The sequence below is a fragment of the Paenibacillus sp. V4I7 genome, from assembly GCF_030817275.1.
Classification (GTDB): Bacteria; Bacillota; Bacilli; order Paenibacillales; family NBRC-103111; genus Paenibacillus_E.
Map to the genome: position 1 here is coordinate 4,025,921 of NZ_JAUSZD010000002.1, position 23,109 is coordinate 4,049,029.

Sequence of the window (23,109 nt, forward strand, 5' to 3'; positions counted from 1 at the left end):
ATTTTCAATTAGTGCATGGTAGAATACTTAAAGTTGTCAGCAAACATACAAATGTAACGTTGAACGTGTTTTGTAAGTAGGAGGTGAATTTCATGCCAAACATTAAATCCGCTATTAAACGAGTAAAAGTTAGCGAAAAGCGCCGTCTTCGTAACGCTTCCCAAAAGTCCGCTCTGCGTACTGCTGTGAAAGCTTTCGAAACAGCTGTAAGCCCAGAAGCTCTTATTATCGCTTCTAAGAAATTAGACAAAGCAGCTTCTAAAGGTTTAATCCATAAAAATGCCGCTAACCGCAAGAAGTCCCGTCTGGCTAAAAGGCTGAACGCTCTTACGGCCCAAGCGTAATAAAACAGACATAAAGCAAAAGTCCAGTTCTCTTCACAGAGAGCTGGACTTTTTACTATTCGAAAGGCCTTCCTCCTAGGCAGCAAGCCTAAGAAGAAACAACTCCAAACCCAATACTTTATCGATTTTCCCTGTTTTCATTTGGAAATCGAGATCCGCAAGCTGCGACATGATCCTGCTTAGCTTCTCAATATCGTATTTGCGCGCTTGTCCTTCAGCCACCTTCACGGCGAAAGGATGCAAACCGATCTGTGAAGCCATTTGCTGTTGGGAATAGCCCTGTTTACTTAGCTCTTTCACCTGCAGCATGATACGGAACTGTCTTGCAATGAGCGCCGCGATTTTGATCGGCTCCTCACGCTGCTTCAGCAGCTCCTCGAGAATAACGAAGGCGCGTTCCAGCCTTACATTTACAATGTCCTCTATAAGAATGAAGACGTTCTGTTCTGTACTGCGGGCCACCAATTGATCGATAACATCAACCGATGCTTCCGCACCGACTCCAACATATAAAGAAATCTTCTCAATTTCTGCGGATAAGGATTGCAAATTCCCGCCGGTGTATAAGATCAGTTGGTCGGCAGCTTCCCCCGTGAACGTAAAACCCAGCTGCTGGGCTTGTTTGGCCACCCATTGCTGCAATTCATCTGGACTCAGGGATAGGAAGGGAACTGCCGCTTCAAGGTCCTTGAGGGCTTTCACAATCTTCTTACGCTCGTCCAATTTATCTGCATCTACCGTAAACACCACGACCGTATGTTCCGCTGGAGATTTCAAATAATCCGTCAAACGATCCAAGTGATGTTCAATCTTTGAACTTTCCTTCGCCCCAGTGAAAAATAGCGCATTCTTCGCGATGACCAGCTTCTTCGGAACCATAAAGGGAAGGGTCTCCGCATCCTCCAGCACCGCCGAGAGACTAATCTCACTTAAATCAAATTTACTGACTGCAAACTCTTTGTGCTCGGGCTCAATGAGTAAATCCGTTAATACCTGAATAAACTCCCTCATCTTATATTTCTCAGGACCGTAGCACAAATAAACCGGTGCAGGGCGCCCTGCTTGTATATCTTTCAATGCTCTCTTTGCGTCCATAGCTAATGTTCACTCCTTGCTTACATTTTACCAACAACAAAGGGATTACGTCAAAGCCCGAAGACCTTGAAGTAATCCCTTTGTTTGTCTATTTAAACACCGGTTCAAGGCTCTAGAAACCTTATACCGTGTGGACAAACCACCAAAGCATTGCCGCTTCCTTATCCTACAGCATACGCCAGAACCGTCACATTGGTGCATTCGTATCACAAATTTACTTAGCTACTTCCTCTTTCTCATTTAAATCAATGAGAAACGTGTGAAGCGAGCCTTCGCTTTGAACTTGATAAAATAATTTGTCGTCCTTAGACCATTCTACTAGCGTGATAAGATCACCAGACTTCCAAACTTGCTTGGACGCAAAAACAACTTCTTTGGTAGAGCTGTTTCGGATCACGACATGCTGCTCTTCAACTACAGCTTCAAGAACGCCCGTTGTTGATTTCAACGGATTCGCACTAGGTGCTGTCAAAGAATATATGCCTCCGACATCACTCGTTTCTCCACCCTGCTTAGCAGCTGGCGTAGGTGTTGGTTCCGTAGTTTTCAATACCTTCTGATCTTCAGGCAGCTTATTTGAAGTTTCACTGCCTGCTGGCGGATTCGTCGATTCAGGGTCCGATTCCTTCTTCTCATTCGTCCCAGCGGAACCTTGGACTTTCAGACGTTCAGGCTCTGAAGTAGAAGGTGCCTGGCGCAAACCATCCGTACCTTTCGTGGTCCCAGATGAACTCAGTGTTTGTGGCTTCTCCAGCTTCGCATCTGTTGTAGCTTGCGGCCCCAATAGCCCATTTCCCGTTGTTGATTCCGGCACTACTTTCTCTTGCCCGAATGACTCAGCGGCCGGAGCATTAGGTGCCACCTGCTTCGCGTCTGCACCGTCTGCAGCTTTCTTCTTGACAGCATCTTGTGCGGCGGTTGAATCGGAGGCGGCTGTGCTTTGCATTTGTCCGGCACTCCGCTTCTCAGATACAGCCTTTGGCTGCAGCAAACCATCTGCTTGATCCAGTATTGGATACTTCAAGTTGAATGCGAAGAAACCAAGGATGAGACCTGCGGCAACGACACCACCTGCGAATTTCCAGGAGAACTGTGATCCTAAACGGCGTGTCCAAGGGAGTTTGGGAGGCTGCACAGAAGCTGTCTGGCTAGCATTGGTGCCGAAAGCAGCCACCTTGTCGGTAATGGACGCCGCGGCATGTCTATCTATATCAGCTAGCTGCGGCATGATAGCATCGACTAAACTGTATGGAGGAATGACCTTTGGTAACTGGGTCAGTTCATCGGACAATCTTTGTAAACGTTCAAACATCTGTGCACAGTCCAAACAATGCATCAGGTGAGCATGAAGCTCATCTTCCTCTTTTGCATCTAAATCCCCATCCAGCTGTCTTTGCATAAATTCCATCACCTCTTGACAATTCATCCCCGAACACCTCCTTTCTGATATTCTTGGAGCAGCGACTGTAATTGCTGTCTAGCTCGAAATAAGTAAGACTTTACCGTGTTTAACGGTAGGTTGAGAGATTCTGCAATTTCATGATACGAAAAGTCCTGCAAATAACGGAGAACAACAACAGATCGATGGTGTTCGGGAAGCTTTTCGATTGCTTCTCTAATATCTTTGGCTAAATAGCCAATTAACATTTCCTGTTCAACATTATGCTCTGCTGTAAAGGTCATATCGTGCTCATCAATCGAAACCGTTGGTTTCGCTTTGCGAAATTTATCGATGCAGATGTTCGTTACAATCCGCTGTACCCACGTCTTGAAGAGCGCTTTTTCTTCATAGGAATTAATTTTTGTATAAATCCGAAGGAGTGCCTCCTGTGAAGCATCGAGGGCATCCTGTTCATTATTCAAAATATAATAAGCGGTTCGATAAACGTGAGACTCAATTTCTCGCAATAGGGTAATGAGAGCATCACGATCACCGGCTTGTGCAGATCTTACCAGTTCGGGTGCTACCACTGGGATCCCTCCCTCTTGCAATCTTACAGACGCAGCAGCGTCTCATAAGGTTGCACCTCTTTTAGAATAAAAAAATGAAGGCAGTCTTGCAACTACCAGAATATCAAACTTCCTGAAATAAATATACTTGTTATTTGACGTATACCAGACCGATTAGTTTCAACTCCGCCTCACAAACCGCTCTCCCCTCTCTCTCATCATTCAAATTACTCTCCATTGTAAGCTTTTTTATAAGAAGGGATAGTACTATGTTTGGATAGTACCGCCTAAGAAATTACCATAACCGATTAATTCTAACCGAAGTGGTAAATATTACAGATGAGCTATTCGAAAGTGGAGGAATGCATCATGTTCAAACAATTATTTGGCAGAAGGAACCTAACCCCTCAGGTTCACAACCAGACAAACACTTCAACTTCAACTTCAGATTCCAGTAAACCGTTATCATCGTCATTGCAAGAAAATTTGGCTACCATTCAGACGATCCTACACCATCCAAGCGATCTACTCATTAGACAGTTTACAATCAGTAAAGAGCAATATCCGTGTGCTTTAGTCAGCATTGATGGTTTGGTCGACATAGCTATGATTAATGAGCAATTACTAAGCCCGATGCTCCATTCCTTCGATCGTCCTGTTTCCTCATCTTCGGATTTATTAAACATTTTGAAGCAGCAAATTCTAACGGCTTATGAATTGAATACGGTCGAACTTTTGGATGACGCTTTAATGGCCATTCTATCAGGCGATACGCTCCTTCTAATAAACAATCTCGCACAATGTATCATCATTTCCAGCTGCGGTTGGAAAACCCGTTCGATTGAAGAACCACAAACAGAATCGATCATTCGGGGACCAAGAGCAGGTTTTACAGAAGACATACGTACGAACACCGCTTTGCTTAGAAGAAGAATTAAAGAAACCAACCTTGTTTTTGACACCTATCAAATCGGGCAAAGAAGTAGACGTGAAGTGGTCGTCACTTATATCGCTGACATTGTGCATCCGGATCTTGTTAAAGAAGTTACTCGCAGAATCAAGAGCATAGACATAGATGATATCGAAGGTTCCGGTTACTTGGAGCAATGGATAACAGATAGCTTCCTTAGTCCATTTCCACTCATTATGAATACAGAACGACCTGATCGCGTATCTGGAGCACTTCTCCAAGGTCGAGTTGCCATTCTGGTAGATGGAGACCCCTTCGTCCTCATATTGCCAATTACATTCGCTTCGAGCTTGCAATCACCCGAAGATTACTATCAGCATTGGCTCATCTCGACGTTGACTCGGGTACTCCGATTAATATCAGCTTTCATTGCTACCTTTTTGCCAGCTATTTATATTGCTTTGCTCGAATTCCATCATGGGATGATTCCTTCTAAGTTGGCTTTCTCCATCGCTGGAGCTCGGGAAGGCGTGCCTTTCCCCGCGGTCGTCGAAGCCTTCGCCATGGAATTTACGCTTGAGCTTCTCAGGGAAGCAGGACTCCGATTACCCAAACCAATCGGCCAAACCATTGGAATCGTCGGTGGTTTGGTTATTGGAGAATCTGCTGTTGCTGCCGGTATAGTAAATCCCGTTATGGTCATCGTTGTAGCCGTCACAGCCATCTCTTCCTTCTCATTGCCTTCTTATTCGTTTGCTATCTCACTGCGCGTCATGCGATTCAGCATAATGTTGGCCGCTGCTTTTCTAGGCTTATATGGCATCATCTTAGGCTACATCATGATCAATATCCACCTAGTGAACCTAAAGAGCTTTGGCATTCCATACTCCACCCCTTTTGCACCACTTTTAATACGGGACTGGAAAGATCTCATTTTAAGATCCCCCCTGCTATTCGTGACAAAGCGGCCAAACATAATGCAAACTAAAAATGATCAGAGAATGAAAGGAAGGAGAAACAGAAGATGAAATCTTTTGAATATGGAGATAGCGAGATCGGTTTCATGGATATAGTCATCACGATTACATCCATGATTATTGGCGTTGGTATACTCTTTCTGCCGAGGGAACTAGCCAAAACAATAAAATCTTCTGACGGGTGGGTATCCATGCTTTTGGCTGGTCTTCTCGCGATCGGCTCAGCCTGGATTCTAGCCAAAATTGCGATTCATTTTAGCAAACAAGGTTATTTTGCTTATGCCTCAGCAGCCGTCACGAAGCCTATTGCCATCATTGCAATCATTTCTCTCACCCTTTACTTTATCTGCTATAGCGCTTATGAAGTTAGGGCTATTGCTAATATTTCCAAACAATATCTTTTTCAGCGTACTCCTGTTGAAGCTATCTCCCTATCGTTCTTACTGGTTGTCGTATATGCCGTTTCTGGCAGCCGTGTCGGTCTTATTCGACTTAATATTTTATTTCTGCCCATTGTTATCTTCATCTCATTAGTCGTACTTACTTTTAGCATGGGCATGTTTAACGTAGACGAACTAAAACCGTTTCTGATCTCGGATTGGAAAAGCATGGCGAAAGGAATACAAACCAGCGCTTTCTCACTCCTTGGTTTCGAAGTCATCTTAATTTACATTACCCTAATGAATCGCCCCAAGGATGCCCCAAAAGCGGTTGTCATCGGGGTAGCTATTCCTATTGTACTTTATACAGCATTCTACCTTGCATGTATTGGTGTGTTTTCACAATTCGCGCTTGAACAAATTACTTATCCCGTCGTTGAGCTTGCCAAAGAAATGCAAATTCCAGGCGCATTCTTTGAACGGTTTGAATCTATCTTTTTTACAATCTGGACGATGGCTGTCTTCACCACGACTTTCATGGCCTATGACTGTGCCATCTATCTGCTTATGTCCATATTTACCAAAACGAAGAAAAAAACATGGGTATTCATTTTAAGTCCTCTCATTTATTTACTGTGCATGTTCCCAAGAAACTTGACTGATTTCGGTATTTTGAGCAGTCTCATTAGTTATGTTGGACTAGTTGTGGGTCTTTTGTTTCCCATCCTCATACATCTCGCTGCTAAGGTTCGAGGAGTAAAAAGTGATGCTTTTTAAATGTTGGACCTGTTGGTTAAGTCTTGGCTGCATCATCTTTCTCTTAACAGGCTGCTGGGATCGTATAGAAATTGATCAACGTGGGTTTGTAGTAGGCGTTGCCATCGATTATAACGAAAATAGCTCGAAACACAGATACAAGGGTACTTATCAGATTGTCGTACCTAGTGGCTTGAAAAAGAGCAGTCAGGGACAAAGTGGAACTGGCAGTCCCGGTAAAGCTTATTTTAATTTATCAACATCTGAAAATTCCATGCCTGCCATTAGCGCAAAAATGGCAACCAGGACGAGTCGTTCACCTTATTTCGAACATCTTAAAATCATTGTCATTTCCAGTGAGGTGGCTAAAGACGATACTAGGTTTGCCAATGTGTTAGATTTTTTTCTGCGAAATAGTGAAATGAGACGAGGCGTACAAATATTAATCACTGAAGGAAAAGCTGCGGATATTTTGGATATACAAGCAAATAATGAAACAACACCCATAGATTATATTACCTCCATTGCCAAAAACGATCGAAAAACTAATTACATGTTGCCCCAATCACGAATCGGTGATGTCCATGAATATTTGGTCAAGCATGAAAGTTTTGCTATTCAAACCATCCACATGGAAGATGAAGGGATCACATTGACCGGAAGTGCCATATTCGATGGACGATCCAAAAAAATGATCGGATTCTTGACAGGCGAAGAAACGCAAGGGTTGAACTTCATTACTGAAAAAGTAAAAGGTGGTACCATCGATGCTAAGGTTAAGGGTCACAGCATTGGCTTTCAAGTGGAACGAGCGAAAAGTAAAATTTCGATGCATCAGCTAAGTCCGACAAAGTTCCAGTTCAACATAAACCTCGTAACAGAGGGCACTCTTGATAAATCTATTGCTGGTTATGATCCTACCGATTCAGAGGCAATTCAAACATTGGAGAAAAGTATAGAGGATAGTATCCAATCCAATACCCACAAAACAATTAAAAAACTACAACAGACTTATAAAAAGGATGCATTGGGACTGGGTGCCTATCTATTTCAAAATCATTATAAAATCTGGAAACCGATAGCCGAAGATTGGGAAGAAGGGTTACATTTATTCACTCAATCTGAGATTAACGTGCGTACAGAGGTAATTATTCGGCGGATCGGTAATATCATCCAAACGACAAAGGAGTAATGCAAGTATGTGGTTTTCTTTCATTGGAAGAATGCCTTCAGGGATGGTACTTATCTGTACCATTCTTTCATTCGTGATTCCCTATAGTATTCATTGGATATACAAGGAGCTTCACACGAATGGTGATCCACCTTGGAAACAGGAACCTGTAGAAGAAGAACGAAAAGATCCACAATCGAACAACTCTTGATAGAGATCATTTAGAGGTCAGTTCATCCATTATTTTTACACGCGAGTAAATGCCCTCTTTGCGGACCTCTAGTTGCACTTCCCCCATTTGATCTGTACGTAACACCTGCACCTCATTTTCTTCCAAACGCCTTAACACATCAGGTGCTGGGTGACCATAGCTATTCATACCTCCTACAGATATGACCGCCCATGAAGGCTTCCAAAAATCGAGCCACCCTGGTGTCGTGGACGTTTTGCTGCCATGATGAGCAATTTTTAGTACATCGACCCTGTGATTTATATGTTGTTCTTGATCTATTAACGAAGGATGTTCTTTTAAATAATCGACCACAACAGCTTCAGACTCTTTCTCCATATCCCCTGTAAATAACCAACGCGTCCCCTGCATCTCGAGCAAGAAAACAACGGACTGCGCATTCTGTTCTTTGACAATTTCAATGAGCTGATTATCTCTTTCCAATGGATACAGAACCTGCAATCTGGTAAGCGGATCAATCTGAATCCAATTGCTTACATTCGCAGGCAAAAGCGGCACTTTTCGCGTTAGCAGGGTGTCAAATAATTTCTCTATGCTTGCCCCTGGCTTGAGCGTTCCATTAAAGAGAAACTGCTTGACGGGCATTTGCGCAATAACAGCCTGCAGACCCCCACTATGGTCCGCATCTTCATGTGTGAGAACAACGAGATCAATCTGATGAACACCACGTTTCTTGAGCAGCGGAACCAGCAGCTTTTGGCCAACTTCATAAGGATCCTTACGAATTTTCCAAGCCTCACCAGGCTTCCTAAATGTAAGAGTCCCTCCACCATCAACCAGAATATGTCGACCATAAGGCGTCCGAATCAGTATAGCATCACCTTGACCAACGTCGATAAATTGAACAAGACCGGACCGGTTGAAGCGCTCAGGCGAATACCCCATCCAAAGCAATAACAGGAAACCTCCTGTCGCACATACGAGCCATTTCGATAAGTTCACCTTCTTTTTGCCTTTAACACTTACCAAAATAACCGGAGGCTCTCCCCCAGCTTCTTGCGACATGCGATGACATAATCCATAAATCAAAATGAGAAAACCATAATAAAAAGTTATCCAGGGTAAGCTTGGCGACGGCCATAGCAACTTAAATTGGTGCAAATGTTGAAGCTTGTCTGTCATCCAGAAAATCACTTCGTTTAACCAAGAAATAAGCATACCGATGCTTCTACCAGCAGGGACATAAATAATTCCCAGAACTAAAGCTAGCAGGCCAGCGGGGAATACAATCATGCTAATAACAGGAACCAAAATGGCATTAGCTAGCCAAGACAATAAAGAAAACTGATTAAAATAATAAATAGATACCGGGAAGGATACCATTTGGGAAACAAGCGTGATGGAGGCCGTATTTCTTATAATTGGGGAAGAAATCCACGGAACGATTAAATCATTGACTCTTTGTACCCCAACAATAAGACCAAGTGTAACCAGAAATGAAAGCTGAAAGCTGACATCCAGCAAAAAGTATGGATCCCACAAAAGCATGATCCATGCGACAATCGCCATAACATGTAAAACATCCTTAAAGAGCCCTTTCCGAGCTGCATAGAGGGCAATTATAGACATGAGTCCGGCCCGAACGATCGAAGGGGAAGCACCTGTCAATAGGATATAAAACGGCAATAACCATATACAGATTAGCAAATAGGTCTCCTTCGCCAGCTTTAATCGGCGCATGATCCAAATACATACACCGAGAAAAACAGCAATATTTAAGCCGGATATGGCTAAAATATGGGTCAATCCCAGCTCCGAAAATTGCTGGAAGCGCTCCGGATCGAGATCGTCCGTCTGACCGATCAGCATGCTCTTCATGAACCCCGCCTGCGGCGCGGGGAAGATAAGATCCATGCGCCTGCTGAGGGCGCCGCGCAGCTCGTCGTTCCAGCGCAGCAGCTGGACGACGCTTATACGCGCTTCCGCAGGCTCGACCTGCGCCTGATCCACCCCTTTGGCAGCGAGCAGCCAATGGGTGTGGTGAAGGCGCAGGTATCGGCGGTAGTCGAAGCCGCCGAAGTTGCGGGCGGGGGACGGGCTGCGCAGCGTCCCGTGCAGCGTCAAGGCGTCGCCTCGGCGCCAGCCCGACGCCACCGCCTGCTGCTCCTGCTGGAGCAGGCGCAGCGAGACCTGCACACTTTCCCCGCCGAGGGGGAAAGCTTCCGTGCTTGGGAAGCGGATGGATTCCGCTTCCATCGTGAAGCTGGCCCTGTCGCCGTCGACGGTGACAGGGCTGGAGAATCGGCCGAGCAGCGTGACCTCGCTGCCGTCCAGGGTCTGCTGCTGCTGCGCCTTCGGGAGCAGCGCAGAGACGTTGCGCTGGTCGGTCCATTGGAAGTAGCCATAGGCTACTCCGACCAGCAGCAAGGCGCACAGCGGCTGTCTGCCAGGCAGCCGCAGCGCATAGATGACGATAAGCGCGGCTAACAGCAGCGTACTCGTCATCAAAGATAACCACCGCAGCTCGGTATAGAGCGCGAGCACGTAGCCAGTTATCCACAGACAACACCCTATAACAACTGGTCGTTTCACTAGCATTTGCATATACATTTGCTTCCCCCTCCTCTTGAATGTTATAAAATCGAATTGTATTCATTTACATAAGTTACGTAATTGAAGAAACCTATACTTTGAACTTCATCATTAATCATTAATCTTCAACTTCAATATTCGTCTTTCATCTTTCACCTTTCATCTTTCACTTTCATCATTCACCTTCATCAACTTCAACATCATTGGATTTTTTACAATGTTTTTCACTCTCAGACTTCAGAAAACAGGTTCTATTGGATTCCAATAGAAGTCTCTTGAAAAGACAATTTCCAAGGAAAATCATATATTTCATTGGATTATTTCCAGTCAAAGCACGATAACCCGTGTCAGAATAGCCATTACACTGTATTTACTCCAATGAAAATGTAGGTACCGCATAGTTACAGTGCCTTGATATCCACACTTTTCCCAGCTGAATGAACAAACAAAAAAACCTCTCCCCAGAGCAGCCCTAACGGCTGCTTCTAGAAAGAGGTTCTTCCCCTTGTTTCAGTAGACCATTTAATTCACAACTTCAGATACAGTGCCAGGTGGAGGTTCATATCCTTCCAATCTACGGAAAACGATGCCTCTGTCTTCCATCAAATGGCTTACTTTTTCATGATCCTTGGGATACCCGCGATGGAAAACGATTTCCATTACACCGCTATTGGCCAGCATATTCGCACATGTCCAGCAAGGCTGATCTGTAACATAGACAGTCGATCCTTCGCGATCTTCCCGATCCGTAAATAGCAGCAAATTTTGCTCTGCATGAATCGTTCTAATACATCGCTGTTTACGAATAACTTCCTCGGTACCATCCACCACTTTAAGCTCAATTTCTTCTACAAGCATGCAGCCTGCCTCTGTACAATCGGGAACACCCATAGGTGCACCATTGTAAGCTGTTCCAAGCAGCTTCTTGCCCTGAACCAACACTGCCCCCACATGCCGACGGTTGCATCTTGATCGAGTTGATGCCATGTAAGCTATATCGAGGAAATAAGTATCCCAATCTTTACGGATGCTCATAACGGATTGCTGACTCCTCCTTCCGAAGACCCATGTGTAGTCATTGGATCCTTTTTTTCATTTCTAGTATTCTCTCATATTTCCTTGCAAAATAAAAGGAAGGAAAGGACTATGTTGAAGTTACATAAAGAAATGCTTTCAATTTCTCGAGCATTTTCTCCCCGATGCCCTTCACTTCTATCAGCTCTTCAATCCGGTTAAATCGCCCCTTTTTCAACCGATAGTCCAATATAGCCTTTGCCTTGCTCGCTCCAATACCCGGTATCTCATCTAACTGTTCAAACGTAGCGGTGTTAAGATCCAATCGCCCGGTAGACCCTGCTGCTGGCAAACTAGCTTCCGGCTTTTCATTAGATACAACAGAAGGCGTAGGTATTGCTGTAAGTGCAGGTATCGTTGCTTTAGTTTCTGTGTTTATTGATGCCTTTGGTTCTGCTTCTAACGCTCCTTTCGGTTCTGTTTCTATCGTTGCCTTCTGTTCTATTCCTAAGGTCGATTTCGAATCTAATTTGCTTGTAAGATTCGATTTAGGTACCTGGTCCTCTTCAGTTTGTGAAATCATAGCCTGCATTTGAGTGTTCAAAGGTATAAAATCTGTTTGTATCATAGATCTGCCTCCACGAAGGAAAGGCAAAACGACGAAAGCAAATAAACAGATCGCTGCCATCATGATTAGTATCCTTCCTTTTTTGTAACCAAAAAAATCCACGAATTCCCTCCTAAGAGTTTTGCTTTAGCAAAACTAACTTCGTAACCATAAACTTTAGATTTTTGATTTAGCAAAACTTGCATCTTAAGTCTTTCCGAACATAATTGCTGGCATATGAACATATACATGAAAAAGCATCCGAATGGCAATTAAAACTGACCCCGTTCAATAAACTATGAAAGAAAGTGACTGATTTTTTCGGGAGGGATTACTGGATGAAAGCAGGATTCATCGGTACTGGGAGTATGGGAAGTATTCTGATTGAAGCATTCATTCATTCTGGAGCTTTCAATCCGGAGCAAATTATAGCGGGAAATCGAACAATTCGTAAAGTTGAGCTTCTAGCGGAGACATATCCTGGACTTCATGTTGCCGGGTCGAATAGAGAAGTCGTACTGGGGAGCGATCTCATCTTTCTCTGTGTGAAGCCGTCTGAATTCAAGAAAGTTATTGATGAAATTAAAGAGGACGTGCTTCCCTCTCAACTCATCGTGTCCATTACAAGCCCTGTCCTGCTCAAACATTTGGAAGGTCTTCTGTCGGCGAAAATCAGTAAAATTATCCCAAGTATCACCAACTACGTGTTAAGTGGTGCTACACTATGTATTCATGGGAATCGAATGCAGCCTGAGGATAAAGAATGGCTTGAGAACCTATTTGCGCATATTTCCTCACCTATTCGTGTTTCCGAAAATTATACGCGGATCTCTTCCGACATATCCAGCTGCGGTCCCGCTTTTTTAGCCAAATTCCTGCAATCTTTTATTGATGCGGCTGTTGAGGCAACTGGTATTTCTATTGAGGAAGCGACCTTACTTGCTAGTGAAATGACGCTAGGCACAGGAAAGCTGCTTACGACCGGAGGATTCAACCCTGCTAGTCTGCAAAAACGTGTATCTGTTCCCGGTGGAATAACAGCGGAAGGCTTACGTATTTTGGACAACGAGCTTGCGGGGATATTCTCACGAGTCATTTGTGCTACACATGCCAAATATGAAGAAGACATTGAGAAGGCTGAGCTGCTGTTTACTCTGAAGCAGTAACCTTCCCAAATTGCCAACTTCCCTTGCTATCCTACAACAATATTTACTAATTTGCCTTTTACAACAATCAATTTGCGAACGGCCTTTCCGGCGGTCGCTTCTTTGACTTTATCGAGGTCAAATGCGATTTTCTCCATCGCTGCTTCATCTGTATCCTTGGAAATCAGCACACGATCAACAATTTTACCATTGACCTGTACAACAATCTCAATTTCATTGTCGACTGTCCACGCTTCATCGTAGGTTGGCCATGGCAGATAGGTAATTGACTCTGTGCCGCCAAGCTTCTCCCAAAGTTCCTCGGCCAAATGCGGTGCAATTGGGGATAACATCTGAATGAAATTTTTCATCGCTTCAAGCGGTAAACGCTCTGTTTTATAGGCTTCGTTAACGAAAATCATCATTTGACTGATCGCTGTATTAAACCTAAGGGCTTCGAAATCCTCGGTTATTTTTTTGATCGTCCGGTGCCAAGTACGTTTGAACGCATCGCTGCCCAATGTTTCGTCGGCGCTGATTTTAGCATTTATTTGACCATTCTCGTCAACAAACAGTCTCCATACACGATTCAAATAACGATAGATACCATCCACACCCGTTGTGTTCCAAGGTTTGGTCGCTTCAAGTGGTCCCATGAACATTTCGTAAATACGCAGTGTGTCGGCCCCTTGATCGCTGACAATATCATCTGGATTTACAACGTTACCGCGAGATTTACTCATTTTCTCCATGTTCTCACCAAGAATCATCCCTTGGTTTACAAGCTTATGGAAAGGCTCTTTGGTATGAACAAAACCAAGATCATAAAGCACCTTATGCCAGAAACGCGCATACAGCAAATGAAGAACTGCATGTTCTGCTCCGCCGATATAAAGATCTACTGGCAGCCATTGCTGCTGAAGCTCTTGCGAACAAAACTCTTTATCATTACGCGGATCGATAAAACGTAGATAGTACCAGCAGCTGCCAGCCCATTGCGGCATGGTATTCGTTTCACGGCGAGCTTTCATGCCGGTTTCCGGATCAATCGTATTTACCCATTCCAATACGTTCGCAAGTGGTGATTCTCCTGTACCTGATGGTTTAATTTCATCGACTTGTGGAAGCAAGAGTGGCAGTTGATCCACGGGAACAGGCTTCATTGTGCCATCTTCAAGATGAAGAATTGGAATCGGCTCTCCCCAATATCTTTGACGGCTGAATAGCCAATCTCTCAAACGGTAGGTTACTTTACCGCGGCCTTTGCCGTTTTGCTCTAACCAAGCGATCATATGGCTGATCCCCTGTTCGATGTTCAAGCCATTAATCGGGCCGGAATTGACAATCGCCCCGTCACCAGTATAAGCTTCCTTCTCAACATCTCCACCTTGCACGACTTCGATAATCGGCAAATCAAACTGTTTAGCAAACTCCCAGTCACGTTGATCGTGTCCTGGAACAGCCATGATTGCTCCCGTACCGTAACCGCCAAGCACGTAGTCAGCAATCCAAATTGGCACTTTCACGCCATTAACCGGATTGACAGCATACGCCCCTGTAAAAACACCTGTTTTGTCTTTTGCCAAATCCGTACGCTCAAGATCGCTTTTGCGCGAAGCTTTTTCTTGGTATTCCTTAATGGCAGCTGCTTGATCTCCCGTTGTAATTTGCGTAACAAGCTCATGCTCAGGTGCAAGAACACAGTACGTAGCGCCAAACAATGTATCTGGACGTGTCGTAAAAACCGTCAAACTCTTCTCATTGTATCCATCAATCGCAAATTGGACTTCTGCGCCTGTGGATTTACCAATCCAGTTGCGCTGCATATCTTTGATACTTTCGGACCAATCCAGCTCCTCAAGATCTTCAAGTAAACGTTCTGCGTACTCGGTAATTTTCAGAATCCATTGACGCATCGGCTTACGAATAACCGGATGGTTACCGCGCTCGCTCAGGCCGTCAATCACTTCTTCATTAGCAAGAACAGTTCCCAGCGCTGGACACCAGTTTACGGGCACTTCATCCACATAAGCGAGTCCTTTATTGTACAACTGGATGAAAATCCATTGTGTCCATTTGTAATACTCAGGATCTGTTGTACTAATTTCACGATCCCAATCGTACGAGAAGCCTAGTGATTTAATTTGACGACGGAATGTATCAATGTTCTTCTTGGTGAATTCTCGCGGATCATTTCCCGTATCCAGTGCGTACTGTTCAGCAGGAAGTCCGAAAGCGTCCCATCCCATTGGATGAAGTACGTTAAAGCCTCTCATCCGTTTGAAACGTGAAACGATATCAGTTGCTGTGTAGCCTTCCGGATGTCCTACATGCAGACCAGCTCCGGATGGGTAAGGGAACATATCCAGCGCATAAAACTTCGGCTTATCCGAATTCTCAAGCACCTTAAACGTTTTCTTCGCATCCCAATAAGCCTGCCATTTCGGCTCAATTGCCTGTGGATTATAGCCTTGCTGCTCTTTTGTTTCTTTAGTTTCTTGTGTCATGTGTAAAATCCTCCCTGTGTACAGCCATCCTCTTCATGGTTCAAAAGCGCTGTAAGCGCCAAAAAACCCCTCATCGCTAGCGGATATCGCTAGGGACGAGAGGTTAGATTCCCGTGGTACCACCCTAGTTAACACAAGACATTCTTTGCCTGTGTTCACTCTGCCCCTTAACGCGGGTGAGACGATCCAGCTAGCACCATTTATAGGGATCTTTGAGCGTAGCTCAAAGTCTCTCCGCTATAGGGATCTTTGAGTGTAGCTCAAAGTCTCTCCGCTTAACATGGTGATTCACCTTCTAGCTCCGAGGCGAGTTCACAAGACTAACATCTACCGGCTTCCACCCTACATCCGGCTCTCTGAAAGATGCTGTACAAGCTACTATTCCTCTTCTAAGCTTTAATAATCTAATTAGCTTTGATTATATGTAAAATAATACCGCACTGTCAAGCTGTGATGGACTTCATTCCCGTTATTTCTTTGCAATAAAGAAAGCACGTTCCGTCATAGAGGTAGGTTGCTCCCAAGTAAAATCGGCGGCCATATGTACCTCTGTGAAACCGACAGCAAGCAGCGTTTGCTTTAGCCATTGCAAAGAATAAGCTCGCTGTTGATGAGTTTCATCGATGCGTCGAAATGAATTCGTGCCATCGCTATTTTTGACAAATATGGTCAACTCGTGTTCAATTTGCACTTTTTCTTCATCTAACTCACTTGTCCAAATGTAAGCAACATCTTCTTCATTCAGGAAAAAGGGCTGAGATTCCGCATAAGCGAACAATTGCTCAGGAGTATGCACATCAAAAAGGAAAAGACCGCCAGGCTTGAGCCCCTTAAAGGTTTGGCGAAAAGCATCAACGATATCTTCGTCCTCTAACAAATAGTTGAGACTATCACAGATCGAAAGCGCCACATCCACTTGTTCACCGAGGTCCCATTCACGCAGATCCTGTTGTACCCAATGAATGGCGCCACCGCGCAGTTGAATGTGCTCCCCTGTTTTTTGCTCAGCGACTGCCAGCATGTCTTCAGATAAATCAATACCCGTCAACTCGTACCCTTCCAAAGCTAAAGGAATCGTCAAATTCCCAGTACCACAGCCCAGATCAACAATCGTAGATGGTTTCATACCAAATCGTTCGAAGCTTTCTTTCACGAAACGAAGCCAATCTTCATATGGCATGCTATTCATCAAGCGATCATAGGTATACGCGAATTTTTCGTAACTCATGTTAACCTTGCGTCTCCTCTTGCTTCAGATAGGTCCAATCATCTTCCTGATAGATGAGCCCGTCCTTCATAAGCTTGCCTAATGCGCGTTTGAATGCCGCTTTACTAAGGCCAAACCGATCCTTAATGATCTCTGCAGACGTTTTATCCGAAAATGGCATCGCATTTCCAGGTCGTTCTTGAAGGACACTCAAAATGCGCTCCGAATCTTCATCCATCCCTTTTTCTTTACGGAGTCGCATCGATAGATTGACCCGACCATCCTCTTCACGAACGAATGCGACCCGTACTTCAACTAACTCACCTACACGCAGCAAGCGTGTCCGTTCTGGAGCAGCAATAAGTCCAATAACACCATAGCCGAGGACGCCGGCTTCGCAAATGACAAAGGTGCCAATTTGTAGCGGTCTATAGACACGAGCTTTAACCCACTGATTATTCCAGCTAGAAGGTGCACGGACGCAAAGAGGAGCCAGATCCTCTTCCAGAGCCAGCTTAGCGATTAAACGTCCTTGCCGATCGTGAGCTAAAGTGGCAAATACCTTATCTCCTACTTGTGGACGCAGCTCCTCGAGCTCCGGTACATGTCGGTAAGGAAGTAATAAGTGGCGACCCAGTCCCATTTCCAGAAAATATCCAAATCTAGGGTGAATATCTACAACTTCCAGAAGTCCTACTTCGCCCATGAGAAGAAGCGGACGCTTCATTGTAGCCATCAATCGATCCTGCGTATCGTGGAACATGAAGGCTTCAACATGCTCTCCGGGTTGTATTTTACCTACGATTTCTGCATAAGGCAGAAGAACATCCTGCTGGCCGTCAGTAAGGAAATAACCGTTAGGAGGAACCTCCCTCGCTACCTCTAGGGTAACAAGGGATCCTGCTTCCATTCTCATACGCGCTCCACAACTTTGGCATCAGACCAAAGTCTTTCGATATTATAATATTCACGATCATCGCGGTGGAAGACATGAAGAACAACATCCCCTAGATCAAGCAGAACCCATCTTGCTGTATCAATACCTTCATAGCCTCTGATATTAACGCCATGCTCATGTGCTTTCTTTCTAGCTTCGCCGGCAATCGCTTGCACTTGCGTTTCTGAATTCCCGTGACAAATAACGAAATAGTCGGCAATTAAGGATACGCCTTTCAAGTTTAGTGTTACAACATCTGCCGCTTTTTTATCTTCAGCAGCCTCAACAACAAAAGCCAAAACTTCTTCTGGGTTTTTACTCATTCAATCAACCTCCAGGGTTATGTGTTTATTTGTGTAATCAAATCGTTCCGTGTCAAAATAGTAAGCGGATAAATCCGTTTGCCTTTGGCAATTAAAAAGCTAATCGTGGAATCAAAACCGGCTACCAGCGCCTTCTCTAAGCTTCGCTCAGCGATTTCGCGGATGATATCCACACCCGGAAAGTCACGTCCAGGCTCCATATAATCTGCTAAGCATACGATTTTGTCCATTAGTGTCATCTGAACACGTCCGGAGGTGTGATACCGAATTGCATCTAGTATCTCCTCATCATGGATGCCAAATTGCTCCTTAGCGATAAAAGCTCCAGCATGGGAGTGCCACAGCTCCTTATCATAGTCCAGCAAGTCTTGGGGCAATCCGTTCTCGCGGATAATCTTAGCTTGCTCCTGAACGGGCCAATACTTGCAATAATCGTGCAAAATGGCCGCAAGGTCCGCTTTGACCGGATCTCCACCAAAGCGTTTCGCTAATATAACGCTAGTTTCCATGACACCGAGTGTATGCAGCCAGCGTCGCTCAGGCATTTGTTCCTTTACCGCGGCTATCAGTTCCTTACGATTCATACAATCGGTTCACCTCCATGTAACTATTCACCGAGTCTGGGACAAGGTAACGGACTGAACCGTTCCTTTGCCTTTCCTTACGAATAGCTGTTGACGAAATTTCAATAAGCGGCGTGGGTACAATCGTAACTCGATTACGAATGTTCATAGGCATATGCGACATGTCAAGATCATAGCCAGGTCTAGCTAATCCAATAAAGCGAATATGCCGCACGATGTCATCAATGCGATGCCACTGCGGCAAATATTGAACCATATCGGCACCTATAATATAAGCAAATTCCGTACCTGGGTATTCCTTGCTGAGCAGCTCAATCGTATCGATACTATAAGATACGCCGCCTTTGCTGATTTCGATATCCATTGGACGAAAAAAAGGATTGCCTTCCGCAGCAAGGCAAACCATCTCCCAGCGCTGCTTTGTCGTCGCTTTTGGCGCATTTGGCTTATGCGGCGGCACATTTGCCGGCATCAACCACACTTCGGCGAGATCCGCTTCCACCCTCGCTCTCTCCGCCGCGATCAGATGACCGGTGTGGATAGGATCGAAGGTGCCACCCATTATTCCGACAAGCATACTTCCACCTCTTTAGCGCGGCAGTTCAATCTTCTTCTTGTCACGCGATTCTTTGTAAAGCACGACGATTTTACCGATAACCTGCACGAGCTCTGCGCCAGACTTTTCGGATAATTCAGTACCGACCTCGTCGCGGTCTTCTCCACTGTTGTTAAGTACAGTGATTTTAATCAATTCACGAACTTCCAAAGCTTCTTGAATGTGACGGATTAAATGATCGTTCACGCCGCCTTTACCTACTTGGAAGATTGGATCTAAGTGGTGCGCCATTGAGCGCAAATAACGTTTCTGTTTGCCTGTTAACATGGATGTCCCTCTATTCATTCTTATTCAGCTAACGACTGTTCTACCACCTGTCTCATCGCCGCAACGGGCGCAGGGGTACAAGTCCAATATTCAAAGGCAAAAGCACCTTGATAAATAAACATACCGAGTCCGCCATGTATGCGGGCTCCTCTTGCTTCCGCTTCACGAAGAAATCTTGTAATTCGCGGATTATAAATGAGATCGCTGACCAGATGGTGCGAACGCAGGAGTTCAAGCGGTAGCGGAAGTTCATCAACATGAGGATGCATGCCGGCCGAAGTTGTATTCAAAACGAATTCGACCTCATTTACAACATATCCTAGCTCGTCCATACCAAGTCCAATCGCTTCGGTGTAGCTACTAATCGTGTCGGCAAGCTCCAAGGCCCGTTCTTTGGTACGATTCGCGATATAGATACGGCCTGCTCCTTCTTTGGCAAGCGCATAGGCAACGCCTCTCGCCGCTCCACCAGCCCCAAGGAGAAGTACACTTTTCCCTCTCAGTTCAATACCCGTCTCTTCCTTAAGCGATCGCACATAGCCAATACCGTCCGTATTGTAACCGATGAGCTTGCCAGATTCATTAACGATGGTATTCACCGCCCCAACGATCCTAGCCCCTTCATCGATTTCATCCAAATACTGCATAACTTCCACTTTATGCGGAATCGTTACATTGATACCTCTGTATCCTAATGCCCGTATCCCGCGAACAGCATCGCCAAGTTCATCCGGCCGAACATGGAAAGCAGCGTAAACGGCATTAATACCCGCTTCCTGAAAAGCCCGATTCAGCATTATCGGGGAACGGGAATGCCGTATCGGATCTCCGAAAACCCCATATAGAATGGTATGACTGTCAATCGTCCGGTTCTTCTCCATGTTCTCCTCTTGTCCCCCTAAATCAACGACTCACGCGTGATAACCTTAATCCCCTTCGGCGCATGAACGGCAAGCTGTGCTCCAGCTAAGCTGTTCACTTTAATCCAGCCTAAACCAGAGATCAACACATCCATCTGTTTCCCCTTCGGAATGTGCAGCGGATGCTTCACAAGCTTAGGCAGCTCGTCCAAGTCCGCTAGGTTAGGTGGCGCAAGCATGACACCTTTATGTTCTTCATACAAATCATCGGCTTTTTCTAGCTTTGTTCGATGAATTTGAATGGCATTTGACGTGTAGCAAGTGAACGATTGATGTTCACCGCTAATAAAATCAAATCGAGCTAAGGCGCCAAAAAATAACGTTTGCGCTTCATTTAATTGAAACACCATCGGCTTAAGCGGTTTGTCAGGCATGATTCTAGTTAAATCACGCTTTTTCACGACTTCAGTTAAACGATGAGTGTGCACGATACCTGGTGTATCAACGATAAACCGACCATCATCCAGTGGGATTTTGACCAAATCCAGCGTCGTACCCGGGTACTGTGACGTCGTAAGCTCCGACTCCAGATCACTATAATCACTGATTAAGCGGTTAATGAGCGTCGATTTACCGACATTCGTTGCACCGACCACATAAACATCCATGTTGCCGCGATATTCCTGCACAGCTGTAATAACACGATCGAAACCAATGTTTTTCTTCGCGCTGCAAAGGATAATATCAACAACCTTGAGGTTCTCCTCTTTGGCTCTGCGCTGTACCCAGTTAATGATCTTGTTTGCGTTCGTCACTTTTGGCAGCAAATCAATCTTGTTCACAACTAACAGAACAGGATTCGTACCCACAAAGCGTGCAAGTCCGCTAATCATACTGCCTTCAAAGTCAAAAATATCTACGATTTTCACAACCAGAGCTTTCGTTTGGCCGACATGTCCTAGTAATTTAAGGAAGTCGTCCTGCTGCAGTGTGATGCTCGAAGATTCATTATAATGCTTAATGCGATAGCAGCGTTGACAAATAATCGGTTCCTTCTGCATCGCTTCAGCCGGGATAAAGCCCAGCTTACCTTTTTCTTCCGTTTGCAGCAATACGCCGCACCCCGCGCAATGATTAATCGTTTCTGTACTCATGAATCCTCCTATTTCTTCATCCTTGCTAAAGCCCATTTCTCAATACGACGATTGATTTTCGTAAAAAAACCCTCATCCTTAATTGAAATGGGTTGAACAAGGATCGTGTATAGCCCCATCCGATTGCCTCCAAGAACGTCTGTTAACATTTGATCACCAATGACAGCTGTTTGTCTCGCATTCGTACCAAGCAGCTTCATGGCTCTGTGGAATGAAACGTTCGTTGGTTTCTTAGCCCGGTGAATGAATGGAATACCTAGCGGCTCCGCAAAGGCTGAAACCCGTCCATGATTATTATTGGACACGATGACGACCTTGAAGCCCATTTTTTGCAAACGATTCAACCACTCAATTAACTCCGGAGTCGCAAGCGGATCTCGTGCGCCTACGAGTGTATTATCGAGATCTGTTATGATACCGCGAACACCAAATCCCCATAGGTGATTGGCATCAATATCATAGATCGTATGTACAGATTGTCTGGGCACTAGCTTTTTCAGCAAACAAATTACCTCCAACTGCTTCCTCGCAGGCGGGGAGACTTTGAACTATGTTCAAAGATCCCTAAGCGGAGGGACTTTGAATTCGTTCAAAGATCCCTAAGCAGAGAGACTTTGAATTACATTCAAAGATCCCTATATTATATACGTGAAACTATACCATAGTGATCCACTTGTTGCAAAAAGAAAAGAACATATTTTCCCACTAGGAACGGGTCGGAAGCGGCAACCAGTTCAATACGTTTTGAATTTTACGATCCCAATAGCTCCACTCATGTTCGCCTGGCTCTTCTTCATAGGTCAGATCCAACCCCAATTCGCGGCAATAATCTCGGAATCGAATATTATCTTCATAAAGGAAGTCTTCCGTACCGCAGCATTGATAGAACATAGGGGATTGTTTAGTCGATCCTGAGAGCTGCTCTGCCAAATAAAACAAATCATTCCCGCTGCCTTTAATCTTGTTCACATCTCCATAAATAAGTTGGAAGTCGTCAGGAAAATTCAATGCTCTTTGTGATACATCTAATGCCCCAGATAAGCTTGCCGCTGCTGCAAACCGATCTGGATGTGAAAGTGCGAGTTTCATCGCGCCATAGCCACCCATGGACAGGCCTGCCACATAATTCAATTCTCTTTCCTCAGCTAGCGGGAAAAATGATCGTGCTATAGCAGGCAATTCTTCACTAATAAACGTCCAGTATTTCGGCCCCGACGCCATATCGGTGTAAAAGCTGCGATTGACGGCAGGCATGACTACCGCTATCCCCAACTTCGAAGCATACCGTTCTATCGAGGTTCTTCGCATCCAAATCGTATGATCATCGGATAAGCCATGCAGCAGATATAGCGTAGGATGCTTTATCCCATAAACCGCAGATGCCAACCCGATTTGATTTTGAGCAGCTTGCGGCAAAATGACGTGCATTGAAGCTGAAACACCAAGGGAATCCGAATAAAAATGACAGTCGATAAAAGCCATATATCATAATCTCCTCTCATAGGAAAACCACCCCCTCGAAA

General features: G+C 44.9%; 22 protein-coding genes and 1 other annotated feature. Of the genes, 5 read left to right on the top strand and 17 right to left on the bottom strand.

Annotated elements, in window-relative coordinates; genetic code table 11:
• Positions 1 to 92: 92 nt before the first annotated feature.
• On the top strand, positions 93 to 344 hold the full coding sequence (gene rpsT / locus QFZ80_RS19790) for a 30S ribosomal protein S20 (protein ID WP_307554937.1): 252 nt from the start codon (positions 93 to 95) through the stop codon (positions 342 to 344).
• 75 nt (positions 345 to 419) lie between these two features.
• On the opposite strand, the gene holA is transcribed toward rpsT, so the two are convergent.
• The 3 genes from holA to QFZ80_RS19805 all read right to left on the bottom strand — a co-directional run bounded on the left by holA (position 420) and on the right by QFZ80_RS19805 (position 3,410).
• Entirely contained in the window at positions 420 to 1,439 is a 1,020-nt protein-coding gene (gene holA, locus QFZ80_RS19795) for a DNA polymerase III subunit delta (RefSeq protein ID WP_307554935.1), read from the bottom strand.
• Positions 1,440 to 1,653: 214 nt separating this feature from the next.
• Positions 1,654 to 2,865: a zf-HC2 domain-containing protein gene (locus QFZ80_RS19800; RefSeq protein WP_307560617.1), complete on the bottom strand. Its 1,212-nt coding sequence runs from the start codon at positions 2,863 to 2,865 to the stop codon at positions 1,654 to 1,656.
• Positions 2,862 to 3,410: an RNA polymerase sigma factor gene (locus QFZ80_RS19805; RefSeq protein ID WP_056838612.1), complete on the bottom strand. Its 549-nt coding sequence runs from the start codon at positions 3,408 to 3,410 to the stop codon at positions 2,862 to 2,864. The genes QFZ80_RS19800 and QFZ80_RS19805 overlap by 4 nt, the downstream gene beginning before the upstream one ends.
• Before the next feature lie 348 nt (positions 3,411 to 3,758).
• Between QFZ80_RS19805 and QFZ80_RS19810 the strand changes: the two genes are divergently transcribed.
• Genes QFZ80_RS19810 through QFZ80_RS19820 form a run of 3 tightly spaced genes read left to right on the top strand, consistent with a single transcriptional unit; the run spans position 3,759 to position 7,604 of the window.
• The gene (locus tag QFZ80_RS19810) at positions 3,759 to 5,327 is read left to right on the top strand and encodes a spore germination protein (RefSeq protein WP_307554932.1); all 1,569 of its coding nucleotides are present in this window, start codon (positions 3,759 to 3,761) and stop codon (positions 5,325 to 5,327) included.
• Positions 5,324 to 6,433: a GerAB/ArcD/ProY family transporter gene (locus tag QFZ80_RS19815; RefSeq protein WP_307554929.1), complete on the top strand. Its 1,110-nt coding sequence runs from the start codon at positions 5,324 to 5,326 to the stop codon at positions 6,431 to 6,433. The genes QFZ80_RS19810 and QFZ80_RS19815 overlap by 4 nt, the downstream gene beginning before the upstream one ends.
• Entirely contained in the window at positions 6,423 to 7,604 is a 1,182-nt protein-coding gene (locus tag QFZ80_RS19820; RefSeq protein ID WP_307554927.1) for a Ger(x)C family spore germination protein, read from the top strand. The genes QFZ80_RS19815 and QFZ80_RS19820 overlap by 11 nt, the downstream gene beginning before the upstream one ends.
• 196 nt (positions 7,605 to 7,800) lie before the next feature.
• On the opposite strand, the gene QFZ80_RS19825 is transcribed toward QFZ80_RS19820, so the two are convergent.
• The 3 genes from QFZ80_RS19825 to QFZ80_RS19835 all read right to left on the bottom strand — a co-directional run bounded on the left by QFZ80_RS19825 (position 7,801) and on the right by QFZ80_RS19835 (position 12,007).
• The gene (locus tag QFZ80_RS19825; protein WP_307560619.1) at positions 7,801 to 10,383 is read right to left on the bottom strand and encodes a DNA internalization-related competence protein ComEC/Rec2; all 2,583 of its coding nucleotides are present in this window, start codon (positions 10,381 to 10,383) and stop codon (positions 7,801 to 7,803) included.
• A gap of 504 nt (positions 10,384 to 10,887) precedes the next feature.
• Complete coding sequence (locus QFZ80_RS19830) at positions 10,888 to 11,400, bottom strand: deoxycytidylate deaminase (protein WP_307554924.1); 513 nt, start codon at positions 11,398 to 11,400, stop codon at positions 10,888 to 10,890.
• A 109-nt stretch (positions 11,401 to 11,509) separates the two neighbouring features.
• Positions 11,510 to 12,007 (bottom strand): ComEA family DNA-binding protein, encoded by a 498-nt coding sequence (locus QFZ80_RS19835; RefSeq protein ID WP_307560622.1) that lies wholly within the window; start codon positions 12,005 to 12,007, stop codon positions 11,510 to 11,512.
• A gap of 317 nt (positions 12,008 to 12,324) precedes the next feature.
• On the opposite strand from QFZ80_RS19835, the gene comER reads away from it, so the two are divergent.
• On the top strand, positions 12,325 to 13,152 hold the full coding sequence (gene comER / locus QFZ80_RS19840) for a late competence protein ComER (protein WP_307554919.1): 828 nt from the start codon (positions 12,325 to 12,327) through the stop codon (positions 13,150 to 13,152).
• A 26-nt stretch (positions 13,153 to 13,178) separates the two neighbouring features.
• Here comER and leuS read toward each other — a convergent pair whose 3' ends face one another.
• From leuS to QFZ80_RS19895, 11 genes are all read right to left on the bottom strand, one after another.
• A complete protein-coding gene (gene leuS, locus QFZ80_RS19845; RefSeq protein ID WP_307560624.1) occupies positions 13,179 to 15,638 on the bottom strand; it encodes a leucine--tRNA ligase in 2,460 nt (819 codons plus the stop codon).
• An 88-nt stretch (positions 15,639 to 15,726) separates the two neighbouring features.
• Positions 15,727 to 16,039 (bottom strand) — a binding site (T-box leader).
• Positions 16,040 to 16,107: 68 nt separating this feature from the next.
• Positions 16,108 to 16,866, bottom strand: coding sequence for a class I SAM-dependent DNA methyltransferase (locus QFZ80_RS19850; RefSeq protein WP_307554914.1), 759 nt, complete (start codon positions 16,864 to 16,866; stop codon positions 16,108 to 16,110).
• Position 16,867: 1 nt separating this feature from the next.
• Complete coding sequence (locus tag QFZ80_RS19855; RefSeq protein WP_307560626.1) at positions 16,868 to 17,761, bottom strand: CvfB family protein; 894 nt, start codon at positions 17,759 to 17,761, stop codon at positions 16,868 to 16,870.
• Positions 17,758 to 18,105 (bottom strand): ribosome silencing factor, encoded by a 348-nt coding sequence (gene rsfS, locus QFZ80_RS19860; RefSeq protein ID WP_060645306.1) that lies wholly within the window; start codon positions 18,103 to 18,105, stop codon positions 17,758 to 17,760. The genes QFZ80_RS19855 and rsfS overlap by 4 nt, the downstream gene beginning before the upstream one ends.
• Before the next feature lie 17 nt (positions 18,106 to 18,122).
• Entirely contained in the window at positions 18,123 to 18,689 is a 567-nt protein-coding gene (yqeK, locus tag QFZ80_RS19865; RefSeq protein ID WP_307554909.1) for a bis(5'-nucleosyl)-tetraphosphatase (symmetrical) YqeK, read from the bottom strand.
• Positions 18,679 to 19,266 carry a nicotinate-nucleotide adenylyltransferase gene (locus tag QFZ80_RS19870; RefSeq protein WP_307554907.1) on the bottom strand — a complete coding sequence of 196 codons (588 nt, stop codon included), beginning with the start codon at positions 19,264 to 19,266 and terminating at the stop codon, positions 18,679 to 18,681. The genes yqeK and QFZ80_RS19870 overlap by 11 nt, the downstream gene beginning before the upstream one ends.
• A gap of 12 nt (positions 19,267 to 19,278) precedes the next feature.
• Positions 19,279 to 19,572 carry a ribosome assembly RNA-binding protein YhbY gene (gene yhbY / locus QFZ80_RS19875; protein WP_029193567.1) on the bottom strand — a complete coding sequence of 98 codons (294 nt, stop codon included), beginning with the start codon at positions 19,570 to 19,572 and terminating at the stop codon, positions 19,279 to 19,281.
• Between the two features lie 20 nt (positions 19,573 to 19,592).
• A complete protein-coding gene (gene aroE / locus QFZ80_RS19880) occupies positions 19,593 to 20,453 on the bottom strand; it encodes a shikimate dehydrogenase (RefSeq protein WP_307554905.1) in 861 nt (286 codons plus the stop codon).
• Positions 20,454 to 20,470: 17 nt separating this feature from the next.
• A complete protein-coding gene (gene yqeH / locus QFZ80_RS19885; protein WP_307554902.1) occupies positions 20,471 to 21,586 on the bottom strand; it encodes a ribosome biogenesis GTPase YqeH in 1,116 nt (371 codons plus the stop codon).
• An 8-nt stretch (positions 21,587 to 21,594) separates the two neighbouring features.
• Complete coding sequence (locus QFZ80_RS19890) at positions 21,595 to 22,089, bottom strand: YqeG family HAD IIIA-type phosphatase (RefSeq protein ID WP_307554900.1); 495 nt, start codon at positions 22,087 to 22,089, stop codon at positions 21,595 to 21,597.
• A gap of 202 nt (positions 22,090 to 22,291) precedes the next feature.
• On the bottom strand, positions 22,292 to 23,068 hold the full coding sequence (locus QFZ80_RS19895; RefSeq protein WP_307554898.1) for an alpha/beta hydrolase: 777 nt from the start codon (positions 23,066 to 23,068) through the stop codon (positions 22,292 to 22,294).
• Positions 23,069 to 23,109 lie beyond the last annotated feature (41 nt).